The following is a 21,158-nucleotide window of genomic DNA, read 5'->3' as shown; positions in this document are numbered from 1 at the left end:
TCCTTAAATATGACGAAGTAAACTCATTGCGCCATACAAGCCCGCTCTATCCCCTAACTTGCCTCGGATGAGCTTGGGTGTAGGACTGGAAATGTAATAATACTTTTGTAAAAGTTTTTGCAAACGGGATATGGAAACGTGCGTATTCTGCATAAGCGCGCCACCTAAGACTATGGCCTCCGGTGACCAAAAAATACTGACGTTGACCAAACCCAGGGCAATATATGCATGAAATTCCTGCCACACTTTGGCATCATGTATTTTTTCAGCTGGGTTATGGAAGCGGCGCTGCAGAGCTGAACCAGAAACGAATTTTTCCCAATAGCCTTCTGACCGTGGGCCCTTCCGAAGGACAGTTGCAGCATCTATCACGTGGTGTCCAGGTTCAAATGTTCCACTTGCCTGGTCAATTTTCCCTTTCACGATTCTCGTGCCGCCGATGCCGGTGCTCAGGGTAAGGTAAGCAAACACTTCTTTGCCTTTTCCCGCGCCATAATATGCTTCACCTAATCCTGCGAGATCAGCATCATTATAAAGTTGTACACGAGCGGAATAATGCTGGGCAAGTTTTTTTCCCAGGGCGAATTTTTTCCATTGCGTTAAATTAGCTGCCCGGACTAACTGTTGACGTGTACTATCCACTGACCCGGGTACGCCACCGATAATCCGTGTGACTTTTTCCTCACCTCGAAGCGCATCAATGTGCTTTACCATCAAGGTAAATGCAGCTTGTGGCTTTGAGGGAGTGGAAAATTTCTCAATTCGATCAAGGCGAGTGCCTTTTACTCGCGCAATGCGAATGTTTGTACCACCAATGTCAAAAACTATATTCATATGAGTGTCTGCGCTTTACGAAGTATGGCACTGGCATCAATATTGCAATATTTTAAAAGTTCTTCTGGCGTTCCGCTCTTGGGTCGTTTTTGCACCGCTAGGCTATAGATGGGTACTGGGCATTGGATAAAAGCACTACGCACTGCTTCGGCAATACCGCCCTCAGGGTTATGATCCTCTACAACGATGAAGGCTTTCGTTTGCTTAGCCGCCTTGCGTAAGGTTGACACATCAAGCGGCTTCACACTATAGAGGTCGATCACTCGCACCTTAACGCCCCTGCCAGCTAATGCATCAGCAGCTTTTAATGCCTCAAACACAGTGATGCCAGCGGCGAGAATGGTGAGTTTATCATTTGTACTTTGACGCAAAGTCTGACTGCCGCCGACAATAAACTTTGTCCCTGCGCTGTACAGTATAGGTACTCGAGGCCGGGTCGCGCGGATATAGACCATACCGCTCTGCTTCATAGCCTCCTCAACTAAGCGCTCAGCTGCAAAGGCATCAGATGGATAAAGCACCACGCTTTTTTCCAGCGAACGAAACATGGCAATGTCCTGCAGACCCATTTGCGATGGACCATCCGCGCCAATAGAAACACCCGAATGCGTACCAATATACACCTGACGCGTGTCGCTGTATTGATTCATGCGCAGCTGATCAAAGGCTCGTGTGAGAAAGGCGCTAAAGGTAGCGTAGACTGGTAAAGCGCCGCGACGCGCTAAGCCATTAACCATGCCAACGGCATTTTGTTCAGCTATGCCACACTGCAAAAAACGCTCAGGATACACTTCGGCAAAGTCTTCCGTATGCGTTGAGTTTCCTACCTCAGTGTCTAGGACAAGCAGCTCCGGATACTTTGGCGCCAATCGGACAAGTGCATGGGCAGCCGCCCGTCGAGTGGAAACTGAAGTGCTCTTACGGTACTGGCAATTCGGCACTGGACGTGCTGTTGATTCTGGCAGGGATTTTTTCTGCGGCTGGGCTAGCTTTCCTCGCACTCTATTTTTTGGATACGGAATTTCTTTTAAAGCTTTTTCCAGCTCTTCATTGCTCAGCGCTTTTCCATGCCAGCCTTGACGCCCCTCGATAAAAGAGACGCCTTTCCCTTTTACCGTCCGAGCAATAATCGCTACGGGTTTTTGGAGACTCTTTTTTGCCTTACTCAACACGGACAAGAGTTGTGGGATAGTATGCCCATCAACAACATAGACTTGCCATCCAAATGACTTTATCCGAGCAGCTAATTGTTCCGCCTTAGCGAGTGGCAGAGTGCGCATGCTTTGACCTAAATCATTCAGGTCAATAAGCGCCACGAGTGCACTCAACTTATGCGAGGCCGCATACTCCATTGCCTCCCAGTTTGAACCTTCACTCATTTCACTGTCACCAAGAAGCACATAGGTGTGATACGACAAACGATGACGGTGTGCGTACTCAGCCATACCTATGCCATTGGATAAACCTTGTCCTAGCGATCCGGTCGGCACCTCAGTGTAAGGAAAAGCGCGACTAGGGTGCCCCTCCAGCGGACTTTGGAACGCACGCAAACTCAGCAGCTCTTTTTCCGTTACTTGACCTGCACTTGCGTAGAGCGCATAGAGCAATGGAGCAGCATGACCTTTTGAAAAAATAAGTCGGTCGTTATTCGCATACTCCGGCTTCGTCAGATCAGCGTGAAATACTCCTCCAAAAAACAAAGCAGTCATTATCTCGACTGCGGATAAGCAAGATGATGGATGACCTGATCCGGCCCGCGACGTCATGGTGAGCACATCATAACGAAGCTGGGCAGCTATTTTTTCTAATGAAGAAAATTTTTGCGTCATACCCCCGTAATTCAGCTTCCACTATAGCAATTTTCTCGAAAAGACGCTATGAAAAGACGACTCCGGGCAAAGTCGTCTCAATGGAATGCACCTGACTTAGTAGTCAGGAAAAGGTGGATCAAGCGATCTGGCCAAATGAGCTGCCCGCCGCCCTTCCCTGTCGTCAGGGAGCTCATCCTCGATGGCCTTTGCTCCTCGAGCACTCGCCCATAGCACCGCATAGCCAAACATGCTTGGCAGGGCGACGATGGTGACACAAAGAAGAAACAACCTCATGGTCCCTCCTCGATCGACGAAACAAAAGAGCTATGGTCAGTCTAGGCGAGAAGCAGAAAACAAGCAAGAAAGAGAGGGGTGAGCACACGTGGTGTCACCCCTCGAGAGCACAGGACTAGGTCCTGGTCAAAAGGATCTTTCTATTGTTTAGCCATGGATGTGCGCTCGACCATGAAGGCCGATATACCACGAAGGGACGAACACCCAGCGGACCGAAGTCCAGGGTACATGCTAGTCGAGATCGTGGGGCTTCTCAACCCTCGATTTTCTTACTCGATGAGTTTCTGTACGGAACTCTACTGCATGCCCCACAACCCCAGAGTCGCAACGTCGTACAACGTACACGACACTGGTTTTGGCTCAGACCCCTGTTCCGAAGAACAGTTTGTCGATCGGTTGCATGAGTCCCAAAGGGACCCGAGAAATGCAACAACGTTGACTTCAACCCCAAGAGCGGGTTAGGCCATCTCTATTGATTTCTTCGAAAGATCCTGACTAAGGATAAAACAATATGAAAATATGTCAAATGCTCCCTTTACACCCACATTTGAATGTACTACACTCCCCTTTGCTTTATGTCTGTCATCGAAGTACAAGAACTAGTCAAAGAATTTCCTCTCCCGGGTAAAGGCTCAGGCAAACTTACTGCAGTGGACGGCATTAGTTTCCAAGTGGCCCAAGGTGAAATTTTTGGCTTCCTGGGTCCTAATGGCGCCGGGAAAACCACCACACTGGAAATAATTGAAGGCCTGCAAGTACCCACCCGAGGCTCAGCCAAGGTGCTTGGCTTTGATTCTCATCACGAGGTAGAAAAAGTAAAGCAACGCATTGGTATCCAACTACAGTCATCATCTTTTTACGATTACCTGTCACTGGAAGAAATTTTGAAACTGTTTGGCACTTTTTACCCAAAGCAAAAAAATGCTGAGGAGCTACTGAAGATTGTTGACCTCTACGAAAAGCGAAAAGCACTGGTAAAGGAATTATCCGGCGGTCAGCAGCAACGTTTCTCAATTGCCGTTAGCCTAGTGAATGATCCGGAGATTGTATTCTTGGATGAGCCGACCACTGGTCTGGACCCACAGGCGCGTCGGCATATGTGGCAATTCATTCGCAAGATTAAGGAACAAGGCAAGACCGTCGTCCTCACCACCCACTATATGGAAGAAGCTGAGGAGCTTTGTGATCGTATTGGCGTCATAGATCACGGTAAGATTGTAGCTTTGGATACGCCTAAGGCACTGATTGATCAGCTGGACGCGTCTGCCCATCTTGCTTTTAAAACACCGCAGGCTGTAGAAGTGAGTGAATTCACTAACATGGAAGGTGTCATCAAAGCTGAAATGAACGGTGAGCCAAACTCATACCGATTACAAATAACTCACGCCTCAGCCGTACTCCCTCCACTCATCCGTTGGGCTGAGCAGCATCAAATGCACTTGGAAGATATTGAAGTCACTCGAGCAACCTTGGAGGATGTCTTCTTGCACTTAACCGGGAGCAAACTCCGTGAATAACCCTACCTGGAGGCTTTTCCTTTCCAACCTCAAAATGCTGTTTCGCGACCGGCAGTCTCTCTTTTGGTCGCTGGTCTTTCCCCTGCTCTTCCTAGTTATTTTTGGCTTATTTAATTTTGATGCTCCAGCCTCCTTTGATATTGCAGTGATTGATGAGGCACAAACTGAATCCTCTCAAATGCTGCGCGAGCAAATGTTCTCCTTAGAAATTTTCACTGAATCCGATATTACGAATAAGGATGAGGCGGTGCAAAGCATGAAAGATGGTGAGCTCGATGGGATTATTGTTATCCCAGACGCCTATGGCCAAGTCCCCCAAAATGAAGTAACTGAGCCGCTCAACTTCACCGTTATACTGGATGAAACAAATCAGCAGAGCGGTATTATCGTCAGCGTGCTTAATGACTTTTTAAATAAGGTAAATCTGCAAATCGCGGGCGCCCAACCTATTTTCACCGTGGCAACCGAGGGTGTGCAGGGTCAAGATGTGAAATACCTCGATTTCCTTACCCCGGGCATCCTGGGCATGGCTATCATGTTCTCGGCCATCATTGGTATTGCTGTGGGCATTACGCGCTATCGTGAACGAAAAATCCTCAAGCGTTTATTAGCTACGCCGATTAAGGTACGAAATTTCTTAGTGGCTGAGGTTGGATCTTATCTCGTGCTGTCTTTAATGCAGATCACGGTAATTCTCAGCGTGGCCCGCTTAGTCTTTGGTGTCGAAATTCACGGCAGCTTGTTACTGCTTACTCTGGTTACACTTATTGGCACAATCGTCTTCCTCAACATCGGATTCTTTGTGGCTGGACAAGCAAAAACAGTGAATACTGCTGAGGCAATGTCTAATGCTTTCACCACGCCGATGATGTTCTTGTCTGGCGTCTTTTTCTCGCCTGACATGTTACCACCAGCTGTGGAACGGATTGTTGACTTCTTGCCACTCACTTCACTGCTCAAGGTCTTACGTGGCGTAGCAGTAAATGGCAGCCCAATAAGTGACTTCGGTTATGAGTTCAGCATCCTGGGTGGCTGGATTCTCCTGTCCTTCTTACTGGCCTGGAAGTCATTCCGAGTACGCGACGTCTAAAGGAAAACGCCCCGGTATAACCGAGACGTTTCTGATCATCTCCTCCACTCACGAGGTGGTGGGCTTTGCATTCAGGGTAAAAAAGAGCATGTCGATCACATGCCGATCTCCATCCCGAATGCACTCTGGAGTATACGCCAAGCCCTCGCCTTGGCAGGTCTCCACCAAGGAGGCAAGCACACTGCGCGCCTCAGTATCCCCCATTTCTCCGAGCGAGGTAATCACCCGGAAGGTCAAACGCCCTCCGTCCAGTACGATTTCCAAAGGCACGAGCTTCCTGGAGCCCTCTTGCACAAAAACCTGCAGTGAAGCCATACTTCCCTCCCTGTAAAGGTCTAACAAAACGCTAACTCGCCTCAAGCGAAAAGTCAATGACACACACGCTTTGTATTGACCGGCAGAGCAAAAACGTGGTAGGAAAAGTGGGCATCTGCGTATGGCTACTAACTTTTGGACACAACTCAAGCAGCCGATTATCGCCCTGGCACCCATGGAGGGCGTGACTGATTCGGCATTTCGTCAGCTTTGTCGCGAACAAGGAGCTGCCGTTGCATATACCGAATTTATTTCTTCTGACGCAATCGCACATCGCGGTCGCACCGCTTTGGCGAAAATGGATTTTGATCCGGCTGAGCAACCGGTGGTCTGTCAAATCTTTGGACACGACATCGAGGCTTTTGCAAAAGCAGCTAAAGAGGTGGAGGCGCGCGGATTTTCCGGCATTGATATTAACTTTGGCTGCCCGGCTCGTAAGGTGGTGGGCCACGGCTCTGGCGCGGCACTGCTTCGCAAACCAGCCTATTGTCGTGCGCTTATTGAATCTGTTTTAGGCAGCGTATCCATCCCCCTCTCTATTAAAGTGCGTTCGAGTATACGCAAGCGAAGTAAGGAAGAAGACCCGGGATGCCAAGAGCGTTATACTGCCCTAGATCTCGTCGAGGCAATTGAAGATCTCCCGGTCAGCACTATCATGATCCACGGACGTTCATATGAAATGGGTCATAGTGGCGAAGTAGACACTGAAATGATTCAAGCAGTGAAGCAGCGTTTCAAAGGATTAGTACTCGCGAACGGGGGTATTAAAACACCTGAGGATACAAAACGCATGCTCGAGCAAACTGGTGCTGATGGAGTGGGTATTGCCCGTGGCAGCCAGGGACAGGCGTGGATTTTCCGTCAAACGCGTCAGTATTTAGAAAGTGGATCCTACGATCCAATCAGCTGGCCGGAAATCCGCGCGCTCATGCTCCGACATGCTGAACTACTCTATGAACGAAAAGGACGCCGCGGCATGTTTGAAATTCGCAAGCATCTCACCTGGTACATCCGCGGAATCGAAGGCGCCTCTGCCTTGCGTCAAAAACTCGTACAAGTGGAATCAGTTGAGCAAATAGAAAAAATCCTCCCGCAGGAGGTCACAGCAGTGGAAAAATAAATTTCTAGGGACTCAATTCCTCCTTCTGTATTATTCGGATTTAGTATTTGTTTTGATTTTCGAAATTAGTATTTCGAATTTCTCCTACATATCGTACTTAAACTTCTTTTTGTTATCCGTGCGCAAGAGCACCATTAAGATAATCGGCGCAATAATCCAGCCAAAGCGAGCGCCCTCGGAGGCAAACATTTGACGTGTGAGTGGTGACAGACCCTCAGCTGCTTCAGGCGGCAAAAAGGACAAAGTAATGCTCACCAATAAGCCAACATGGAGAATGCTGAAGACCAGCACCTGCCACCAGCTGCCTTGCGCATCACCAACAGCAATTGTTTTGAGCAAGGCTGAGCGCGACAAGAGCAGAAAAAGCGCAATAAAGGCAACGAGGAAGGCGGAGATTTGGAACACAAACACATTCTGAATGCCGATTTGCGCATTTAACTCGCCAATATAGGGCGCGGTAGTTGCCACTGCCATAGCCATATAAATCGACACCAAGATAACCACAATGCGATCGCGACCAAGACTCAAACCATAGAGCAAACCAGCCACCACAAAGAAGAGGATGATGAATAAATCCCAAGTAGGCGTGGCCCAGTCAATATTTGCGACAAATTGTTGTGCTTCCCCCATGTGTGTATGTGTTTATCTATTTGCATTATACCACAATCGCGAATCTGCTGCAATGAACGCGTAAAAGAAAACGGCCCAGTGCAATACTAGGCCGTTGTGGACTATGCGCGTCGAGAAGCTAGGATGCTTGGGCGACCGGGACCTCCTGTCTGGCCTCCTGCACTGCCTGGCTCGGTGCCGGCTTGCAGTGCAGCACCGCCTCGTAGGTGGCGGTCATGTCGACCAGCTCGACGGTCACCATACGGTGTCCGCCTCGCACCTGACCAACCTTGGTCACTCTGATGGTACCAGGCCCACCCTCGATCGGCTTGTAGGATCTGGTCCAGCCTTCCTTGACCTCCACCCAGCGAGGTCCGGTGCCGGCCAGTTTCTCAGAATTGGGTGTGGTGATCCGAAACTCCGTGACGCCCTTGGGTACGGGAAAGGTAAAAGTGCAGGACATGTGCTCCCTCCTCTTGATTCACTCCTAAGGAACGTGAAAACGCCCGTATGGTAGCAGAGCGCATACCTTCACGCAAGAACTACCCAACTCCATGAACTACCACGTTCAGGGAGGAGCGCTACTACTGCTCAAAGGTGGTACTTTGAGCAGTTACTTATAACAACACGGTGAGGGCGGGATGGAATAACAAAAAACTACGACAAGGCCGGGACGCCTTGTCTATGAAACTAAACCCCCTCGCCGCGCAACACCTCCAGCGCCTTTTTCGCTTCCTTGCTCAGCTTCTTTGGAATCTCCACTTTCACCACAACGTAAAGATCGCCGCGGCCGCGGGAGCGCAGATGAGTCATACCCTTACCCTTCAGGCGTATCTTGCTATTTGGCTGCGTACCGGACGGGATATCAAGCTTCACTTCTCCATCGATGGTGGCAATCTGAATGCTATCGCCTAAGGCAGCTTGGGAAACCGACACGGGAACGCGCATGTAGAGATCATCGCCTTGTCGCTCGAAACTCGCATCCATATCAACGCGTACTCGGACATATAAATCTCCAGGTGCGACTCCCCGCTTGCCTGCCTGTCCTTCGCCGTTCAAACGTATACTCTGCCCATCAGCGATTCCGGCCGGGATCTGTACTTTTAGTGTGCGCTTCCGTCGCTCAACTCCACTGCCTCGGCAGGTGGTACAGGCTTCTTTCACGATAGTCCCCTCGCCCTGGCAATTTGGACAGGCACCCACGGTCTGCATAGCACCGAATAAGGTGTTACGCACTTGAGCGACTTGCCCGCTGCCTCCGCAGGTCGAGCAGGTATCCACTTTTGAGCCTGGCTTAGCGCCGTTTCCTTTACAGGTGCTGCAAGGCAAATCTTGTGTCAGCTCTAAAGACTTACTTACACCAAAAGCAGCGTCTTTCAAGGAGATATGGACTTCAGTTTCCACGTCATTCCCGCGCTGCTGACGACTCCCGCGGCCGCCTCGCTGCCCACCAAAACCAAAAATGTCGCCAAAAATATCTCCCAGGTCACCAAAATCAACATTGCCATAGGCTTGTCCGCCGCCGAAACCACCACCGCGCGCGAAATCAGACCACTGGGCGCCGCCCGGGCCTGCTCCGCCACCTTGGAACACAGCACTGCCAAATTGATCGTACTTGGCCCGTTTGTCCGCGTTGCCTAATACCTGGTAGGCCTCGTTTACCTCTTTAAACTTTGCCTCATCCCCGCCCTTTTTATCTGGGTGGTGTTGATGCGCTAATTTGCGATATGCTTTTTTAATATCATCCTGCGAGGCGTTGCGGCTGACGCCGAGGATTTCGTAATAATCTCTAGCCATAGCTTCAGTTCTTTATTTCCGCGCGGGTGACGGTCTGCGTATGTTCAACAAATTCCACCCAGCGAAGAATTCGCAGGATACCATAGCAAATGAAAGCCCACAACACGATCCACCAGAAATACACCAGGCCCAGGATGGAAAGGACTGAGAAAAGTGCTAAGGCGAGCACTGGCGGGATAACAGTATCATAACGCTCAAGTAACGGCTGCAGTTTATCTTCCACTAAGCGACGCACCACCGTTTCCATACTGTCACTACCCTCAGCGTGAATATTCAAGGCTTGCAATAACTGCGTACGCGCTTCTTCAATAGCTGCTTGCCGCGCGGTTTCGTCCAGGTTTTCAATATTCTGCTGCGTGTTTTCTTCCAATAAGGATTTATTTACGTCTTCCGGTAAAAAGTTTTCAGGTAAAAGGGCGGTGATATCCTGGTCGCTATACTGCGTAATAAATGCATCCAAAGTCATTTGTGCATCAAATTCCGGCAGCTGATTATCCAGCACTGCTAAGACGGCATCAGAGGCGGAGTTTGTTACGTTATCAATAAATGTCGTGCTTGTTTGATTCGACTGACTGGTCACGGCCAGATAAAACACGGCCACACTTAATACGGTCAGGTAAATTATCGTACCAAGTCCGTGGGTAACACTTTTTACTAGATTGAAGCGAATGCGATGCTCAGACTCCTCCGTTACCATGGCCCAATAGCGAAACCACACTGCCATGAGCAGTAAAGCTCCGGCCAAAGTAAAAAGGTTCAAAGGGAAAAACGCGATCGGCAATAGCCCAGCTCCGGCGGCATAGAGAACGCCCCAACGCGGTATGCGAACAACTGCCGCCATCAAGCCAAAGAGTCCAAGGGAAAGCCCAAACAGCACAAAAGCACCACTGACGAGCCAAAGCGTTTCTGCGCTAAGTAGCATCTCTGCAGCAAAGGCCGTCCGGATGAGCCACCAAAAGCCTGCCCAAGCAAGAATCGCAAAGGCGTATATCCCTATCAAACGATTACGCTGATGGTATTGCAAAGGCGCGACTGGCTCTTCTTTCTTTTTTTTGTTTTGCTTCGAGGCCATAATAACTATAACTACTAGCTTGGAATGTTAAGGTCAGTATAATCCATGGTTCCTGACGGAGAAATACCACTTACTGCCCCGTTAAATATAGACTCTTCAGTATGATCCTGATGGCAATCAATAACCTTACATGGTCCTGTATGATCATTCATCGGCGCATGTTCATACAAAGCACCTACCTCAACCGCAAAAAGTGACACGATCACGGCTCCAAAAATAAATTTTATTTTCCAGCTTACTAATTTATTTTCACTATCTTCTTCCATTTATTTATCCTTTTCTTCGGTATTAAAGCCAAATGATGCGTCAGGCGTTTTTGCCTCTTCTATTTTACCATGTTGCTTCTCATATTTGGCAATATTGTCCTGCAGAGCTGCCAGGAGGCGCTTCATGTGTCCCGGGCTGGTGATCACGCGACTGACAACCGTGCCCATGCCTTGCGGTGGATACACGTTCATGAAATCAAGCACAAACTCCTCTTTGGAGTGAAAAACTGCCACCGAGTTGGTGTAAGCACCTTTTAATTGCTCATCAGCAATCTTAATCTGAATCTGCGGGCGTTGTTGTTGTGGGGGCATATTGTAATTGTTGGCCATAGTATTCCTAGTTATGAAGATTATTTGCGATCCCGCCGTGCCTTTGCAGACACGGCGGGGTTAGTGCGCTTATTTTTTTACTTCCTCGTAGTTCCCCTCTACCGTATCGCTATCTTTGGCGTTATCAGTTTTGGGTTCTTCAGAGGCCTGACCGGCTGCTCCAGCATCTTGACCAGCTTGTTCAGCGCCGGGCTGACCTGGCTGCTGCTGGCCGTACATGGCTTGGCCGATTTTTTGCATGCTTTGATTGAGCACATCAAGGGCTGGCTGGATTTGCGCGGCGTCATCACTTTCTTGCGCCTTCTTCAGGGCATCAATCTTCTCTTGCACTTCTTTTTTCACATCATCAGTAACTTTATCGCCAGCGTCTTTGAGCGCTTTCTCAGCCGTGTAGATAAGGGTTTCAGCCTGGTTCTTCAGCTCAATTGACTCGCGCTTTTTCTTATCCTCTTCCGCATGTGACTCAGCTTCGGTACGCATGCGCTCAATTTCATCTTTGGAGAGCTGCGTGGAAGCAGTAATGGTAATCGACTGCTCTTTGCCCGAGGCCTTATCTTTTGCCTTCACGTTCAGGATACCATTGGCGTCAATATCAAAGGTCACTTCAACCTGCGGCACACCTCGAGGAGCTGGTGGAATACCAGAGAGGATAAATTTGCCTAAGGTCTTGTTATCGCTGGCCATTGGTCGCTCACCCTGCAGCACATGGATTTCCACTGAGGTCTGATTATCAGCTGCGGTGGAGAAGGTTTGCGACTTCGAGGTCGGCACAGTCGTGTTACGCTCGATTAAAGGAGTCGCTACACCGCCCAGGGTTTCTAAGCCAAGGGTCAAAGGTGTGACGTCGAGTAGCAGCACGTCTTTCACATCACCTTGGAGCACGCCGGCCTGCACTGCAGCACCGAGGGCGACCACTTCGTCAGGGTTCACGCCCAGGTGTGGTTTCTTGCCAAAGAATTGCTCAACGGTTTTTTGCACCAAAGGCATGCGTGTCTGTCCACCAACCATAATGACTTCATTGATATCGCTGGCTTCTAGGCCGGCATCCTTCAGCGCCTGCTTGACCGGCACCAGGGTTTTTTCAACCAGCTCGCCTACCAGGCCTTCGAGTTTGGCCCGGGTCAATTTCAAGCTCAAGTGCTTTGGACCGCTGGCATCAGTGGTGATGAAAGGCTGACTGATTTCTGTTTCCATAGCAGTGGAAAGCTCATGCTTGGCTTTTTCTGCTGAATCCTTTAAGCGTTGGAGCGCTTGGGTGTCCTTAGACAGATCAATGCCTTCCAGTTTCTTAAACTCATCAATGATCCAGTGAATAATCACTTGGTCAAAGTCATCACCGCCCAAGTGCGTGTCACCATTGGTGGATTTCACTTCCACCGTGTCAGCTGACACTTCGAGAATAGAGATGTCAAAAGTACCGCCGCCAAGGTCATACACGGCGATCTTCTCATCCTTTTTCTTGTTAAAGCCATAGGCCAAGGCTGCAGCAGTTGGCTCGTTAATAATGCGCTTCACGTCAAAGCCGGCAATGCGACCCGCGTCTTTGGTAGCTTGGCGCTGACTGTCATCAAAGTAGGCTGGAACCGTAATGACCGCTTCAGTGATTTTTTCGCCCAAGCGCTCCTCAGCGTCTGCCTTTAACTTCTGCAGGATCATGGCGGAAATTTCCTGCGGGGTGTATTCCTTATCACCCAGCTTCACTTTCACGCCTTCACCGCCCTGAGTAATCTTGTAGGGCATGGTTTTTACATCACGCTGCACTTCTGCATCATCCCAGTGGCGTCCAATTAAACGCTTGACCGAGAAAATTGTGTTTTCTGGATTGGTAACCGCTTGTCGCTTGGCCAGCTGTCCAGCTAAGCGCTCGCCGTTTTTGGCCATCGCCACCATAGAAGGTGTCGTGCGATTGCCTTCGTTGTTTTCAATGATTTTCGGTTCACCACCCTCCACTACAGCCATTGCTGAGTTGGTCGTACCGAGATCGATTCCGAGAATTTTTGCCATAGGTGTGTTGAGATTAAAGAGATTTACAAATAAGTGTTAGCTATCTTCACTGTAGAGATCAGTCGCCTTGACCTCATTCTCCAGATAGCTGTGGAAGAGAATGATGTCATCGCTGGAAATAGGCGGCGAGCTTCCCATCCGATCGTGCACCTCATCCGGAGTTAAATCCGTAATCAATGCGTGATTGGATAAGCCCATGCCGCTCAACTGCAGATAAGACAGCACCGCGGTTGAGCAGTTGCTGCACTCGAGGTGCGCCAGGATAGACTGCTCTTTTTCAGCCAGGATGCGCAGCTGCTGAACGTCGTACAAACTATTGCAGACCGGACAGCGACCATTCATCCGCAGGAGCGGGTTATTAAATTGCGGGGCTGGTATACGTTGTTGTGACATAGGTTCCTCGTCTCAGTTCCCCGCCAAAGCTTTTAGCGTAGGCGGGGCTGCTCAAACGGCGAATTTACTTTACTTGAACGGAAATAGTCTTTGGCTTGGCTTCTTCGCGCTTTGGCACGGTGATTTTCAGGATACCGTCGTGATATTGCGCATCAGCCTTATCTGCATCCACTGCTTTTGGCAGGGCAACCGAGCGGAAGAATTGTCCACTGCGGACTTCTTTGCGGTAGTAGTTTTTTTCATCCACTTCGGATTTCTTTTCGGTTGATCCAGAGATTTTGAGGATGTTGTCCTCGATCTCAATATTTACTTTGTTTGGATCAATGCCCGAGAGTGGGGTTTCTACTACGATGTTGTCCTTATCCTCATAAATGTCGAGGGCCGGGACAAAGCGATAATTACGAGCCAGCGGCATGTCTTCGAAGAAATCTTCGCCAAGCATGTCTGCAAAAGGACTCCATTTGATAATTGCCATAGTGTTTCTCCTTAAGGGTTAATGTTGAGAGAAGATTACGATTCTTGACTAGGACCTGAGCTGACCACCACTTTGGCCGGACGGATGACTTTGTCGCGCATCCGATAGCCTGGCTCAGTGGTGCGGATCACCTGACCCTCGGGCACTTCTGCGTCAGCCGTGTGCTCGATCGCTTCCATGCTACTGGGGTCAAAGGCTTCATGTGATGGTTGATAGGAACTAATACCCAGGGTTTGTAAAAATTCGGTAAACTGCTTTTGCACGTGTTCCATGCCCTTTACCCAGGCGTGGTCTTTCAGATCCTCTGGCAGATGTTGCCAGGCTAGGTCAAAGTTGGTTTTCACGGGCAGGAGGTCGAGGATGAGCGCACCAGTGGTCATACTCATGAGCTCTTCGCGCTCTTTTTCATTCTGACGCTTCAGGTTTTGATAGTCTGCCTTGGCGCGCTGCCAGCCGGCTAGGTACTCTTCCGCCTTCTTTTGCAGGGTGCTCATTTCAGGTGAAGTGTCTTCTTGGACTTCGTTTTCGTTCGTGCTCATGCTTTAGGAAAATAATTCAGTAAGTAAATGACGAGAATAATCTAATCGAGCAATGTTGTCTGCATATTGCTGCCGCATCGGGCCCAGGATACCGAGTATACCGGTCGCATTCCCCTTGGCCACCGGAATCTGCGTCATAATGACACTGCAGTCAGCGCCAAAAGGATGCTCCTGTCCCACTAATACTGTTACATCCTGCTGGGACTTTTCTTTTCGTAGAAATAAGCGAGACAAGGCCTCGTCCAAATGGTCAATCACTTCAGACAACTGCGTCACCACGGCAAAATCCTGGAATTCCGGTTTAGAGAAAAGGTTACGCAAGCCGGTGTAGTACACATCATTTGGCGCGAAACCGATCATGATGGCTTCTTCTGACAGCTCAGCCAGTGCTTTGGCTAAGGTTTTCACTTTTTGCGGACCAGCTGGCTCGCTGCTTTTCACTTGCTGCTGCAGATAGCTTTCTTCCTTTTTACTTAGCTCTTTTTTTTCAATGATATGGTCGAGGTAGTAGCGCCAACCCTGCTCCGTCGGAATCCGACCGGCTGAGGTGTGGGGATGCGTTAAAAAGCCCTTTTCCTCTAATTCAGCCATTTCATTGCGCATAGTCGCGCTCGACACGTCGAATCCACCGGCCGTCACCAGTTGCTGCGAACCAACCGGCTTCCCCTGCACCAGGTGTTCTTGAATCACGGCCTGTAATATGTGTTGTTGTCGTTCTGAGAGCTTCATGGGCTTGAATTAGCACTCTCAATATTTGAGTGCTAAAACAAGAATAGTATAACAAAAAAGCCCTGTCAACCCCGTCGTTCGCGAATGACGGAGGCAAGGGGTTATAATGGGTCCTCTTTATTTTTTACGTGATTAAATTCCCGTTTCTTTTTAGAAGATCGGCAGAGGGGGATAAAAAGGGTGGATGCTCAGCGACCGAAACAAAAGTATTGGTGGCAAAGTCTTAATCTATAAAAGGAAGAAAAGTGCATCGACACCAACCATTGGGCGCATTCTTATTCAGTTTGTTTGTGCAGGATTGAACGGGTAGTGGCATGAGTTTTAGTGCTTCAAAAATAACAAATTTCTTTCCGTTTATTTTCTTACATTCTTCACAGCCATCTCTAGAAAAAACCTCTACGCTAGAAACAACACCGCTTTGCTTTTCTTTAAACAAAAACATTTTTTGAGCCTGGCCCTGAAGTTTAAAGCTGTCTTTTCCACTTTCGTGCAAGCGCAGAGCCATTTGAAAATATATTCCTGAAAGTTCTGAAAAATCATTGCGTTTCATTGCTTCCTGAAGCCTCTTGTTCCACAAGCCCCACTTTATGTCACTAACGGAGGGTTCCTTGTCCCCAAACCCTTCGCGCAGACCTTCTTTTTTCTTTGTAAAATCTACTTTCTCCACCAATGAAGTGATCGTAGCGGCTTGTTTTGACTCCCATTCAGAGTCTATCGCGGCCGAATTTTCTTCAGTAACCAAAACGAGCTTTCTGTCCTTTGTCTGTGTTCGTACAAAAATATATTTCCCACAGTGAAAACATTTTGTTTTTCTAGCAGGAATTTTAACTAAAACGCCCTGACAGTATGGACATTCAGGTTTCCGACTATCATTTTCTTTTGGCTTGTCTTTAGAATCATCACTAAAAATCTTAAGAAAGCTCATAGGTTTAGAGTAGCTTGTTCAAGCAATTCCAAATAGCATACATTGCAAATGTATCAAGACCACAATAAATCTTTAAATCTTTTATTACCTTTTCTTTCTCTGTCTCGTTATATACACCACTAATTATTTTGTCCCAACTATCCGCTGCACTGCCACCATCACGAATTTCAAGGTCTTTATACGTTAATTCTGGCACTAAAACAGGCAATACGTTTTTAATAGATGTGCTTCCCTTATAATCTCGATGAACGTGGTATTGTTTCTTGAAAATGTCTTCGAGATCGTATACTCGCTGATTAACAGAGTCAAAAAAAGCCTTCGAAGTAGGAATTCGACTACCTATTTCATTATTTCTGCCACACTCGAAGTCTTTATGCCAAACGATGATCGAGCCTTTATCCCCGATATGTTCCCTTAAAGACTCGGCAAAGTGCTTGCTGGGGTCTTCGGGACCAGAGTACAAAAAATCAAAATGAGTTGGCTCACTCTCGACTGAATCTAGTTTGTAAACAGAATACTGGAACGGAATTTGTTTATATGGTGAAAAGCCATCATATCTTGGTATTGCTGATGGAAATGTTTCATAATCAAGAAAATAAAGTGGGAATGTGAGACCACTAAATTCTTCCGCAATTCTTTCCTTATCTACTAATACCTTATTCAATTTATAGGTTTCAACTTGACCTTGTTGAATTTCGCTTAATTTAATGTGTGGCGGAATCTTGTCCAGGTGAAAAATACTTCCGTCAATTAGCTCTTTTAATTTAGCCTTGCTTACCCCTATCCTAGAAATATCGTGGACACTATATTCGGGTACTTCGGGGTTCGCTAGCTGAAAGGTTGAACAATGCCTTGATCGACCTTTATAAATACAGCAGCAGTACCCCTCTGGTTCAGAAGTTTGGCTAATATACTTCAATGCTTCTTCCGCCTCAGTCGCAACATCCGGTAAAAGACTTTCTACTTCATCCGTCACATCTGATACTTTAAATAACTGATCCAGCTCAATTTCTCCCTTTCGAATATATTCAGAGTTTAGATGAATGACAAATGATTTATTAATTCCCAGGCCTGTCATTCTGAGAACGTTTACTTGAAATGCTAGGTCGTGAAAATGTGTTTTCTTATCTACATCACTAGTCGATTTTATTTCGTAAACATTGTAGCCCTTGCCATTCTTTTCTTTTTGTAGAACATCAATAGCAGCCAAAAAGTTATTTTTGACAAAAACTGGCTGAAAAATCACATCCTTGTTCTCCGCCAATAGCTTTTGTGTCTCAGCTTGACCGCGCGCATCACGATAAGTTACTAACACCCCGTTTGGAAAAAGTTGCCTTGCAATCTTTTCAACCTCATTACCTGTTTCCATTATCGATTTTTCAAACTCTGTTAGCTCCGATGTAGCATACAATTCAGGTTTTTGGATTTTATACCAAACATTCTTTGGGCATTCCCGGTAAAGAAGATAATCGGTTTTTGTAAGTAGAGGGTTCATATTAGTTCTTAGTTTGATTCCAGCCCTTATCACCACGCTTGCCTCTAGCAACACGCCCGACTACGGATCCATCCTTTATTGAATAAAGTACGCCAATGTGACTCACGCGCAGGCCTAGAAAAGTTCGAAGCTCTATAGAAGCGGCCAAAATATCGTCACTAGGTGAAACTTCTGCTGTTTCAATTTTACAACGTTTTGCTTTTAATAAAGCTGTAACGCTATTTGAAAGTGAAGGCCATACTTCCAATTTGTCAGATTTGCTCCTCGTGCCATTCAAAAGATTATTTAGGGTTTCTAAACGAATTGGTGGTTCGAGCGTTACGTACTCTGAATGAATTTGGACTCCGGTCAACTCGCAAGTCCTAAGGTCTTCGGGGTGACACTTTCGACCACTCCAAGTGCAGGGCCTCGCTTCCATTGGTGCACAAAATTTTCCAGTGACCGAACGAATGGCTTCTTCTTCAAGAAGTGGGGCTGATGAAATACTACTTGCTACAAATTCTTGTCGATGGCCTAGTTTTCCTGAAACTGCGGATTTAAGTTGCTCATCAATGCGATATCTTTTTCCTGAAATCTGGCTGACCGCAATTTCGCTTTCCAGAACTTCTGTTTTTGTAAACTCACAAGTGTTAATGAACTGTGGTTCAGCGAATTTGCCACTCAGAGAAGATGTTTTTAAAAACTTCTTTGCGACTAGTTTGCCCGTAACATCTGATTTTATAGCTTCGTCCGCTAGCACTCGCTTGTTGCTTAACGTACATAAAACGATGTGCTCAGGGAGCGCCAGTCGATTACTGATCTCTGATTGATCAAGAAAATGCCGCAATACTATAAGTCCGCTTATTTCGCACTTTGCTAAGCAATCGCTCGGTACAGTCTTACCTGTTTTCATGCATTGTCCCATCCCCGGCATATCAACTTGCCCAGAAGAGGGGGTTATCATGAGGGTACTTTTGTATTGGCCCTCACGTTCAATTCTATAAGAGACCTGATTTTTAACTATCCGATGAACCTTGCCCTCAAGACCGACTAGGGAAAATTCAAGACGGGGCGTAAACTCATCCTCAAGCTTTTTCTTTTTTCTTTCGTCATTTCCTGCGGAGGCAATTTCTTGAGATCTTCGTTCTAAATAAAATCTACAGAACTCAAGAATACTCGAGTCTTGGCTGGCTTTTTCAATTAATTTTTCTGAAAGCGCACCAACAGATGTCGGATTTTCAATATAGTCTCCGATGGGTTCCAATCCCGTTCTTGTCACAAAACTGAAATGCTCAGTGGGAGCGCACGAAACCTCAATGAGACGCTCATAACTATCGTGAGCTACTGTTGATCTTGCACGAATTATTGCTACTCCTGCAAAACATCGAGAAACGTCCTCTACCGTTACATTTTCGAAGTCTCCGCCAAAACTTTCGACCCATTGACGACTTACTTTCTCAATTTGCTGTTGGGGGTTTTTATCAAGGTCTTCAACAATGTGTTTTCCTACATTTGCAACTTTATGGACTAAGCGTTCAAAAGTTGAAGTTCCCGGTGCATATAAGACACTCTCCTCTTCACTGCTCAGAGTGTTATTATCAAATCGGATTAATTCTTTTTTCCCAGCAAGTTGTGAAACTAATAAACCATCCTTTTTTGGATGTAGTTCCGCGCCTAAGCTCATAAGAGCAGCCGTAGTAAAATCACGGACATCCATCGACTTAGTAGTTTGAGGAAGCTTCGGACATCTTGGACCAGAATCTAGAGAATCACTCATCCCCCCAAGTAAAGCATTAATGTTCTTTTCTTCATGGTCTAATTCTGTTTTAGCTTCTGAAATACTCTGTTCAGCTTTACGAGTTGCCTGCTCAACATCTTTTCCAGCTAAAGATGCAACTACTAACTGGCGAATTTTTTCTTCAAAACCACTTGAGCCATTTTCTTCACCTTCATCAATGCCGGATGCTTCCAATAGTGCTTCAATATCCCCAATTGCATGAGAAGCCATCTGCAACTTTTCCATCAAGCGCCCTACAATATATTCTTCAAAGGTATTTTGCAAAACAATATTAAAAATAGAAACATTTGCATAATTAGAAGCAAGTCTTTGAATACGACCTATTCTTTGTTCCACTATCATTGGATTCCAGGGGAGATCGTAATTAACCAAAACATTAGCGGCCTGAAGGTTAACGCCCTCCGAACCTGCTTCAGTAGAAATAATTACATTAATGTCTGGTAAGTCTTTTTTAAATCTTTGGATTGTTTCCTGATTTCGCTTACTTGAATCGCCATTTATCAAGCCGCATTTTACTCCTTGCTTTTCAAGAAAAGTTTCGATAGTTGTTTGAGTTTCTCGCCATCTTGTAAAAACTACCACCCGCCAAGTATTGGGTTGCTCCTTTCTAAGTTTTTCAACTAACGCGCCCAAACCTTTTAGTTTTGTAGTGATTTGAATTTCTTTGGCTGATTCCTTAACGTTCGCCAACACCTCACGCGGTACGGTTCCTTTTTTAGCCATTCCTTCTAACATCTTTATTAGCGCTTCTGGACTACTCACCAAAGCTTGGAGGATTACAATTTGTGTAAGCGCATTCAGTTGTTGTATAGATTTTCCGACCACACCGATCAACTGCAATTCTTCTGGTGTTGGGTCAACTTTATGCAACTGTACTACCCGCTCTGGGAAGTGGAGTTTTGCATCTCCACGACGAACCCGAGACATATAACCGTAAATAATTGAGCGAAACTCATCCCGCATCTCCGGATTAAGCTGACGCGCTTGTGTGCGACTATCTGCAATAAATTTTCTCGCAAAAATACCTGGCGTTCCAAAGGGATTTTCATGGCCGCGTGCAACGGTTAATAAGTCAACCAACGAGTAGAGATCCCATAGTCTGTTCTGGATCGGCGTTGCAGTTAACATTAATACGTACTTAAACATCCGGTCAGCCAGAGCTTTACGGAATTTAATTGCAACTTGAGGTGTTGGGTCAACACCATATAGATTCCGCAATTTATGCGCCTCATCAAGTATCAATATTTCAAAACCATTCTGGTCAATTCTATCTAAATACAGTCTGGCCGTATTGTATGTGGTAATTACCGCTCCTGGTTCTTCAGGAGGCTTTGCCGTAATTAATTCTCTTCCTGTCACAATTGTGGACGGAATTCGGAACTTTATTTCCAATTCTTCTTTCCACTGATCTCGAAGTATTTTTGGGCAAACTATTAATATTTTTGAAATTCTCCCGCGCGAAATTAACTCGCTTAAAACTAGGCCAGCACTAATTGTTTTTCCTAACCCGACATCATCCGCCAGTAAAGTAACAGGTAGGCGACGACAAAAAGTTATTAGGTTAGTTACTTGATGATGATACGGCTCAAGACGATCACGCCAACTACTTTCGGAATGCATGTCATCCCGGTCTTCTATGACAATAGGATCAATCAACTCCCATTCAAGAGCTGCGCGATAGAGTCTGTAATTATTTAGATCGGAAGACCTCTGCAGTGTCTTCGTTTGTAGTGTTAATGGGGCAGAGTCCATTCTTTTACTTTAAT

At 46.9% G+C, this 21,158-nt stretch carries 21 protein-coding genes; 3 read left to right on the top strand and 18 right to left on the bottom strand.

The genetic code is table 11. The features are described from left to right. Positions 1-3 precede the first annotated feature (3 nt). The 3 genes from H6760_01525 to H6760_01515 all read right to left on the bottom strand — a co-directional run bounded on the left by H6760_01525 (position 4) and on the right by H6760_01515 (position 2,939). A complete protein-coding gene (locus tag H6760_01525; protein USN53832.1) occupies positions 4-834 on the bottom strand; it encodes an ROK family protein in 831 nt (276 codons plus the stop codon). Continuing rightward, positions 831-2,663, bottom strand: coding sequence for a transketolase (locus H6760_01520; GenBank protein USN53831.1), 1,833 nt, complete (start codon positions 2,661-2,663; stop codon positions 831-833). The genes H6760_01525 and H6760_01520 overlap by 4 nt, the downstream gene beginning before the upstream one ends. Positions 2,664-2,759: 96 nt before the next feature. Continuing rightward, positions 2,760-2,939: a hypothetical protein gene (locus H6760_01515; protein ID USN53830.1), complete on the bottom strand. Its 180-nt coding sequence runs from the start codon at positions 2,937-2,939 to the stop codon at positions 2,760-2,762. Between the two features lie 575 nt (positions 2,940-3,514). Between H6760_01515 and H6760_01510 the strand changes: the two genes are divergently transcribed. Together H6760_01510 and H6760_01505 are read left to right on the top strand one after the other, a co-directional pair. Beyond that, positions 3,515-4,456 carry an ABC transporter ATP-binding protein gene (locus tag H6760_01510; GenBank protein USN53829.1) on the top strand — a complete coding sequence of 314 codons (942 nt, stop codon included), beginning with the start codon at positions 3,515-3,517 and terminating at the stop codon, positions 4,454-4,456. A gap of 34 nt (positions 4,457-4,490) precedes the next feature. Next, positions 4,491-5,546, top strand: coding sequence for an ABC transporter permease (locus H6760_01505; GenBank protein ID USN53828.1), 1,056 nt, complete (start codon positions 4,491-4,493; stop codon positions 5,544-5,546). 48 nt (positions 5,547-5,594) lie between these two features. On the opposite strand, the gene H6760_01500 is transcribed toward H6760_01505, so the two are convergent. Further along, entirely contained in the window at positions 5,595-5,861 is a 267-nt protein-coding gene (locus H6760_01500; protein ID USN53827.1) for a hypothetical protein, read from the bottom strand. Between the two features lie 121 nt (positions 5,862-5,982). Between H6760_01500 and H6760_01495 the strand changes: the two genes are divergently transcribed. Next, on the top strand, positions 5,983-6,981 hold the full coding sequence (locus H6760_01495) for a tRNA-dihydrouridine synthase (GenBank protein ID USN53826.1): 999 nt from the start codon (positions 5,983-5,985) through the stop codon (positions 6,979-6,981). An 84-nt stretch (positions 6,982-7,065) separates the two neighbouring features. Here H6760_01495 and H6760_01490 read toward each other — a convergent pair whose 3' ends face one another. From H6760_01490 to H6760_01425, 14 genes are all read right to left on the bottom strand, one after another. Next, positions 7,066-7,611, bottom strand: a complete 546-nt coding sequence (locus tag H6760_01490) for a hypothetical protein (GenBank protein USN53825.1) — start codon at positions 7,609-7,611, stop codon at positions 7,066-7,068. A 118-nt stretch (positions 7,612-7,729) separates the two neighbouring features. Continuing rightward, complete coding sequence (locus H6760_01485; protein USN53824.1) at positions 7,730-8,053, bottom strand: hypothetical protein; 324 nt, start codon at positions 8,051-8,053, stop codon at positions 7,730-7,732. A gap of 227 nt (positions 8,054-8,280) precedes the next feature. Continuing rightward, positions 8,281-9,387: a molecular chaperone DnaJ gene (dnaJ, locus tag H6760_01480; protein ID USN53823.1), complete on the bottom strand. Its 1,107-nt coding sequence runs from the start codon at positions 9,385-9,387 to the stop codon at positions 8,281-8,283. Between the two features lie 4 nt (positions 9,388-9,391). Further along, positions 9,392-10,459, bottom strand: coding sequence for a hypothetical protein (locus H6760_01475; protein USN53822.1), 1,068 nt, complete (start codon positions 10,457-10,459; stop codon positions 9,392-9,394). A 14-nt stretch (positions 10,460-10,473) separates the two neighbouring features. Further along, entirely contained in the window at positions 10,474-10,725 is a 252-nt protein-coding gene (locus H6760_01470; protein ID USN53821.1) for a hypothetical protein, read from the bottom strand. Continuing rightward, a complete protein-coding gene (locus H6760_01465; GenBank protein USN53820.1) occupies positions 10,726-11,055 on the bottom strand; it encodes a DUF3467 domain-containing protein in 330 nt (109 codons plus the stop codon). Between the two features lie 69 nt (positions 11,056-11,124). Beyond that, positions 11,125-13,059, bottom strand: a complete 1,935-nt coding sequence (dnaK, locus tag H6760_01460; GenBank protein USN53819.1) for a molecular chaperone DnaK — start codon at positions 13,057-13,059, stop codon at positions 11,125-11,127. A gap of 36 nt (positions 13,060-13,095) precedes the next feature. Continuing rightward, the gene (locus H6760_01455) at positions 13,096-13,452 is read right to left on the bottom strand and encodes a hypothetical protein (GenBank protein USN53818.1); all 357 of its coding nucleotides are present in this window, start codon (positions 13,450-13,452) and stop codon (positions 13,096-13,098) included. Positions 13,453-13,516: 64 nt separating this feature from the next. Beyond that, positions 13,517-13,927, bottom strand: a complete 411-nt coding sequence (locus H6760_01450) for an Hsp20/alpha crystallin family protein (protein USN53817.1) — start codon at positions 13,925-13,927, stop codon at positions 13,517-13,519. A 35-nt stretch (positions 13,928-13,962) separates the two neighbouring features. Further along, the gene (locus H6760_01445; protein ID USN53816.1) at positions 13,963-14,466 is read right to left on the bottom strand and encodes a nucleotide exchange factor GrpE; all 504 of its coding nucleotides are present in this window, start codon (positions 14,464-14,466) and stop codon (positions 13,963-13,965) included. A gap of 3 nt (positions 14,467-14,469) precedes the next feature. After that, on the bottom strand, positions 14,470-15,195 hold the full coding sequence (locus tag H6760_01440; protein USN53815.1) for a hypothetical protein: 726 nt from the start codon (positions 15,193-15,195) through the stop codon (positions 14,470-14,472). Positions 15,196-15,418: 223 nt separating this feature from the next. Then, positions 15,419-16,120, bottom strand: coding sequence for a hypothetical protein (locus tag H6760_01435; protein USN53814.1), 702 nt, complete (start codon positions 16,118-16,120; stop codon positions 15,419-15,421). Between the two features lie 4 nt (positions 16,121-16,124). Continuing rightward, complete coding sequence (locus tag H6760_01430; GenBank protein USN53813.1) at positions 16,125-17,615, bottom strand: DUF2779 domain-containing protein; 1,491 nt, start codon at positions 17,613-17,615, stop codon at positions 16,125-16,127. Between the two features lies 1 nt (position 17,616). Beyond that, entirely contained in the window at positions 17,617-21,144 is a 3,528-nt protein-coding gene (locus tag H6760_01425; protein USN53812.1) for a DEAD/DEAH box helicase, read from the bottom strand. Positions 21,145-21,158: the final 14 nt, after the last annotated feature.

The sequence above is a fragment of the Candidatus Nomurabacteria bacterium genome (genome assembly GCA_023898465.1).
Taxonomy (GTDB): Bacteria; Patescibacteriota; Patescibacteriia; order HK-STAS-PATE-3; family HK-STAS-PATE-3; genus HK-STAS-PATE-3.
This window is presented reverse-complemented; position numbering and strand designations above follow the sequence as displayed.

What these genes read in the sequence shown, in the direction of transcription:
- H6760_01525 (USN53832.1), bottom strand. Translation starts at nt 834, where the DNA reads ATGAATATAGTTTTTGACATTGGTGGTACAAACATTCGCATTGCGCGA.
- H6760_01520 (USN53831.1), bottom strand. Translation starts at nt 2,663, where the DNA reads ATGACGCAAAAATTTTCTTCATTAGAAAAAATAGCTGCCCAGCTTCGT.
- H6760_01515 (USN53830.1), bottom strand. Translation starts at nt 2,939, where the DNA reads ATGAGGTTGTTTCTTCTTTGTGTCACCATCGTCGCCCTGCCAAGCATG.
- H6760_01510 (USN53829.1), top strand. Translation starts at nt 3,515, where the DNA reads ATGTCTGTCATCGAAGTACAAGAACTAGTCAAAGAATTTCCTCTCCCG.
- H6760_01505 (USN53828.1), top strand. Translation starts at nt 4,491, where the DNA reads ATGCTGTTTCGCGACCGGCAGTCTCTCTTTTGGTCGCTGGTCTTTCCC.
- H6760_01500 (USN53827.1), bottom strand. Translation starts at nt 5,861, where the DNA reads ATGGCTTCACTGCAGGTTTTTGTGCAAGAGGGCTCCAGGAAGCTCGTG.
- H6760_01495 (USN53826.1), top strand. Translation starts at nt 5,983, where the DNA reads ATGGCTACTAACTTTTGGACACAACTCAAGCAGCCGATTATCGCCCTG.
- H6760_01490 (USN53825.1), bottom strand. Translation starts at nt 7,611, where the DNA reads ATGGGGGAAGCACAACAATTTGTCGCAAATATTGACTGGGCCACGCCT.
- H6760_01485 (USN53824.1), bottom strand. Translation starts at nt 8,053, where the DNA reads ATGTCCTGCACTTTTACCTTTCCCGTACCCAAGGGCGTCACGGAGTTT.
- dnaJ (USN53823.1), bottom strand. Translation starts at nt 9,387, where the DNA reads ATGGCTAGAGATTATTACGAAATCCTCGGCGTCAGCCGCAACGCCTCG.
- H6760_01475 (USN53822.1), bottom strand. Translation starts at nt 10,459, where the DNA reads ATGGCCTCGAAGCAAAACAAAAAAAAGAAAGAAGAGCCAGTCGCGCCT.
- H6760_01470 (USN53821.1), bottom strand. Translation starts at nt 10,725, where the DNA reads ATGGAAGAAGATAGTGAAAATAAATTAGTAAGCTGGAAAATAAAATTT.
- H6760_01465 (USN53820.1), bottom strand. Translation starts at nt 11,055, where the DNA reads ATGGCCAACAATTACAATATGCCCCCACAACAACAACGCCCGCAGATT.
- dnaK (USN53819.1), bottom strand. Translation starts at nt 13,059, where the DNA reads ATGGCAAAAATTCTCGGAATCGATCTCGGTACGACCAACTCAGCAATG.
- H6760_01455 (USN53818.1), bottom strand. Translation starts at nt 13,452, where the DNA reads ATGTCACAACAACGTATACCAGCCCCGCAATTTAATAACCCGCTCCTG.
- H6760_01450 (USN53817.1), bottom strand. Translation starts at nt 13,927, where the DNA reads ATGGCAATTATCAAATGGAGTCCTTTTGCAGACATGCTTGGCGAAGAT.
- H6760_01445 (USN53816.1), bottom strand. Translation starts at nt 14,466, where the DNA reads ATGAGCACGAACGAAAACGAAGTCCAAGAAGACACTTCACCTGAAATG.
- H6760_01440 (USN53815.1), bottom strand. Translation starts at nt 15,195, where the DNA reads ATGAAGCTCTCAGAACGACAACAACACATATTACAGGCCGTGATTCAA.
- H6760_01435 (USN53814.1), bottom strand. Translation starts at nt 16,120, where the DNA reads ATGAGCTTTCTTAAGATTTTTAGTGATGATTCTAAAGACAAGCCAAAA.
- H6760_01430 (USN53813.1), bottom strand. Translation starts at nt 17,615, where the DNA reads ATGAACCCTCTACTTACAAAAACCGATTATCTTCTTTACCGGGAATGC.
- H6760_01425 (USN53812.1), bottom strand. Translation starts at nt 21,144, where the DNA reads ATGGACTCTGCCCCATTAACACTACAAACGAAGACACTGCAGAGGTCT.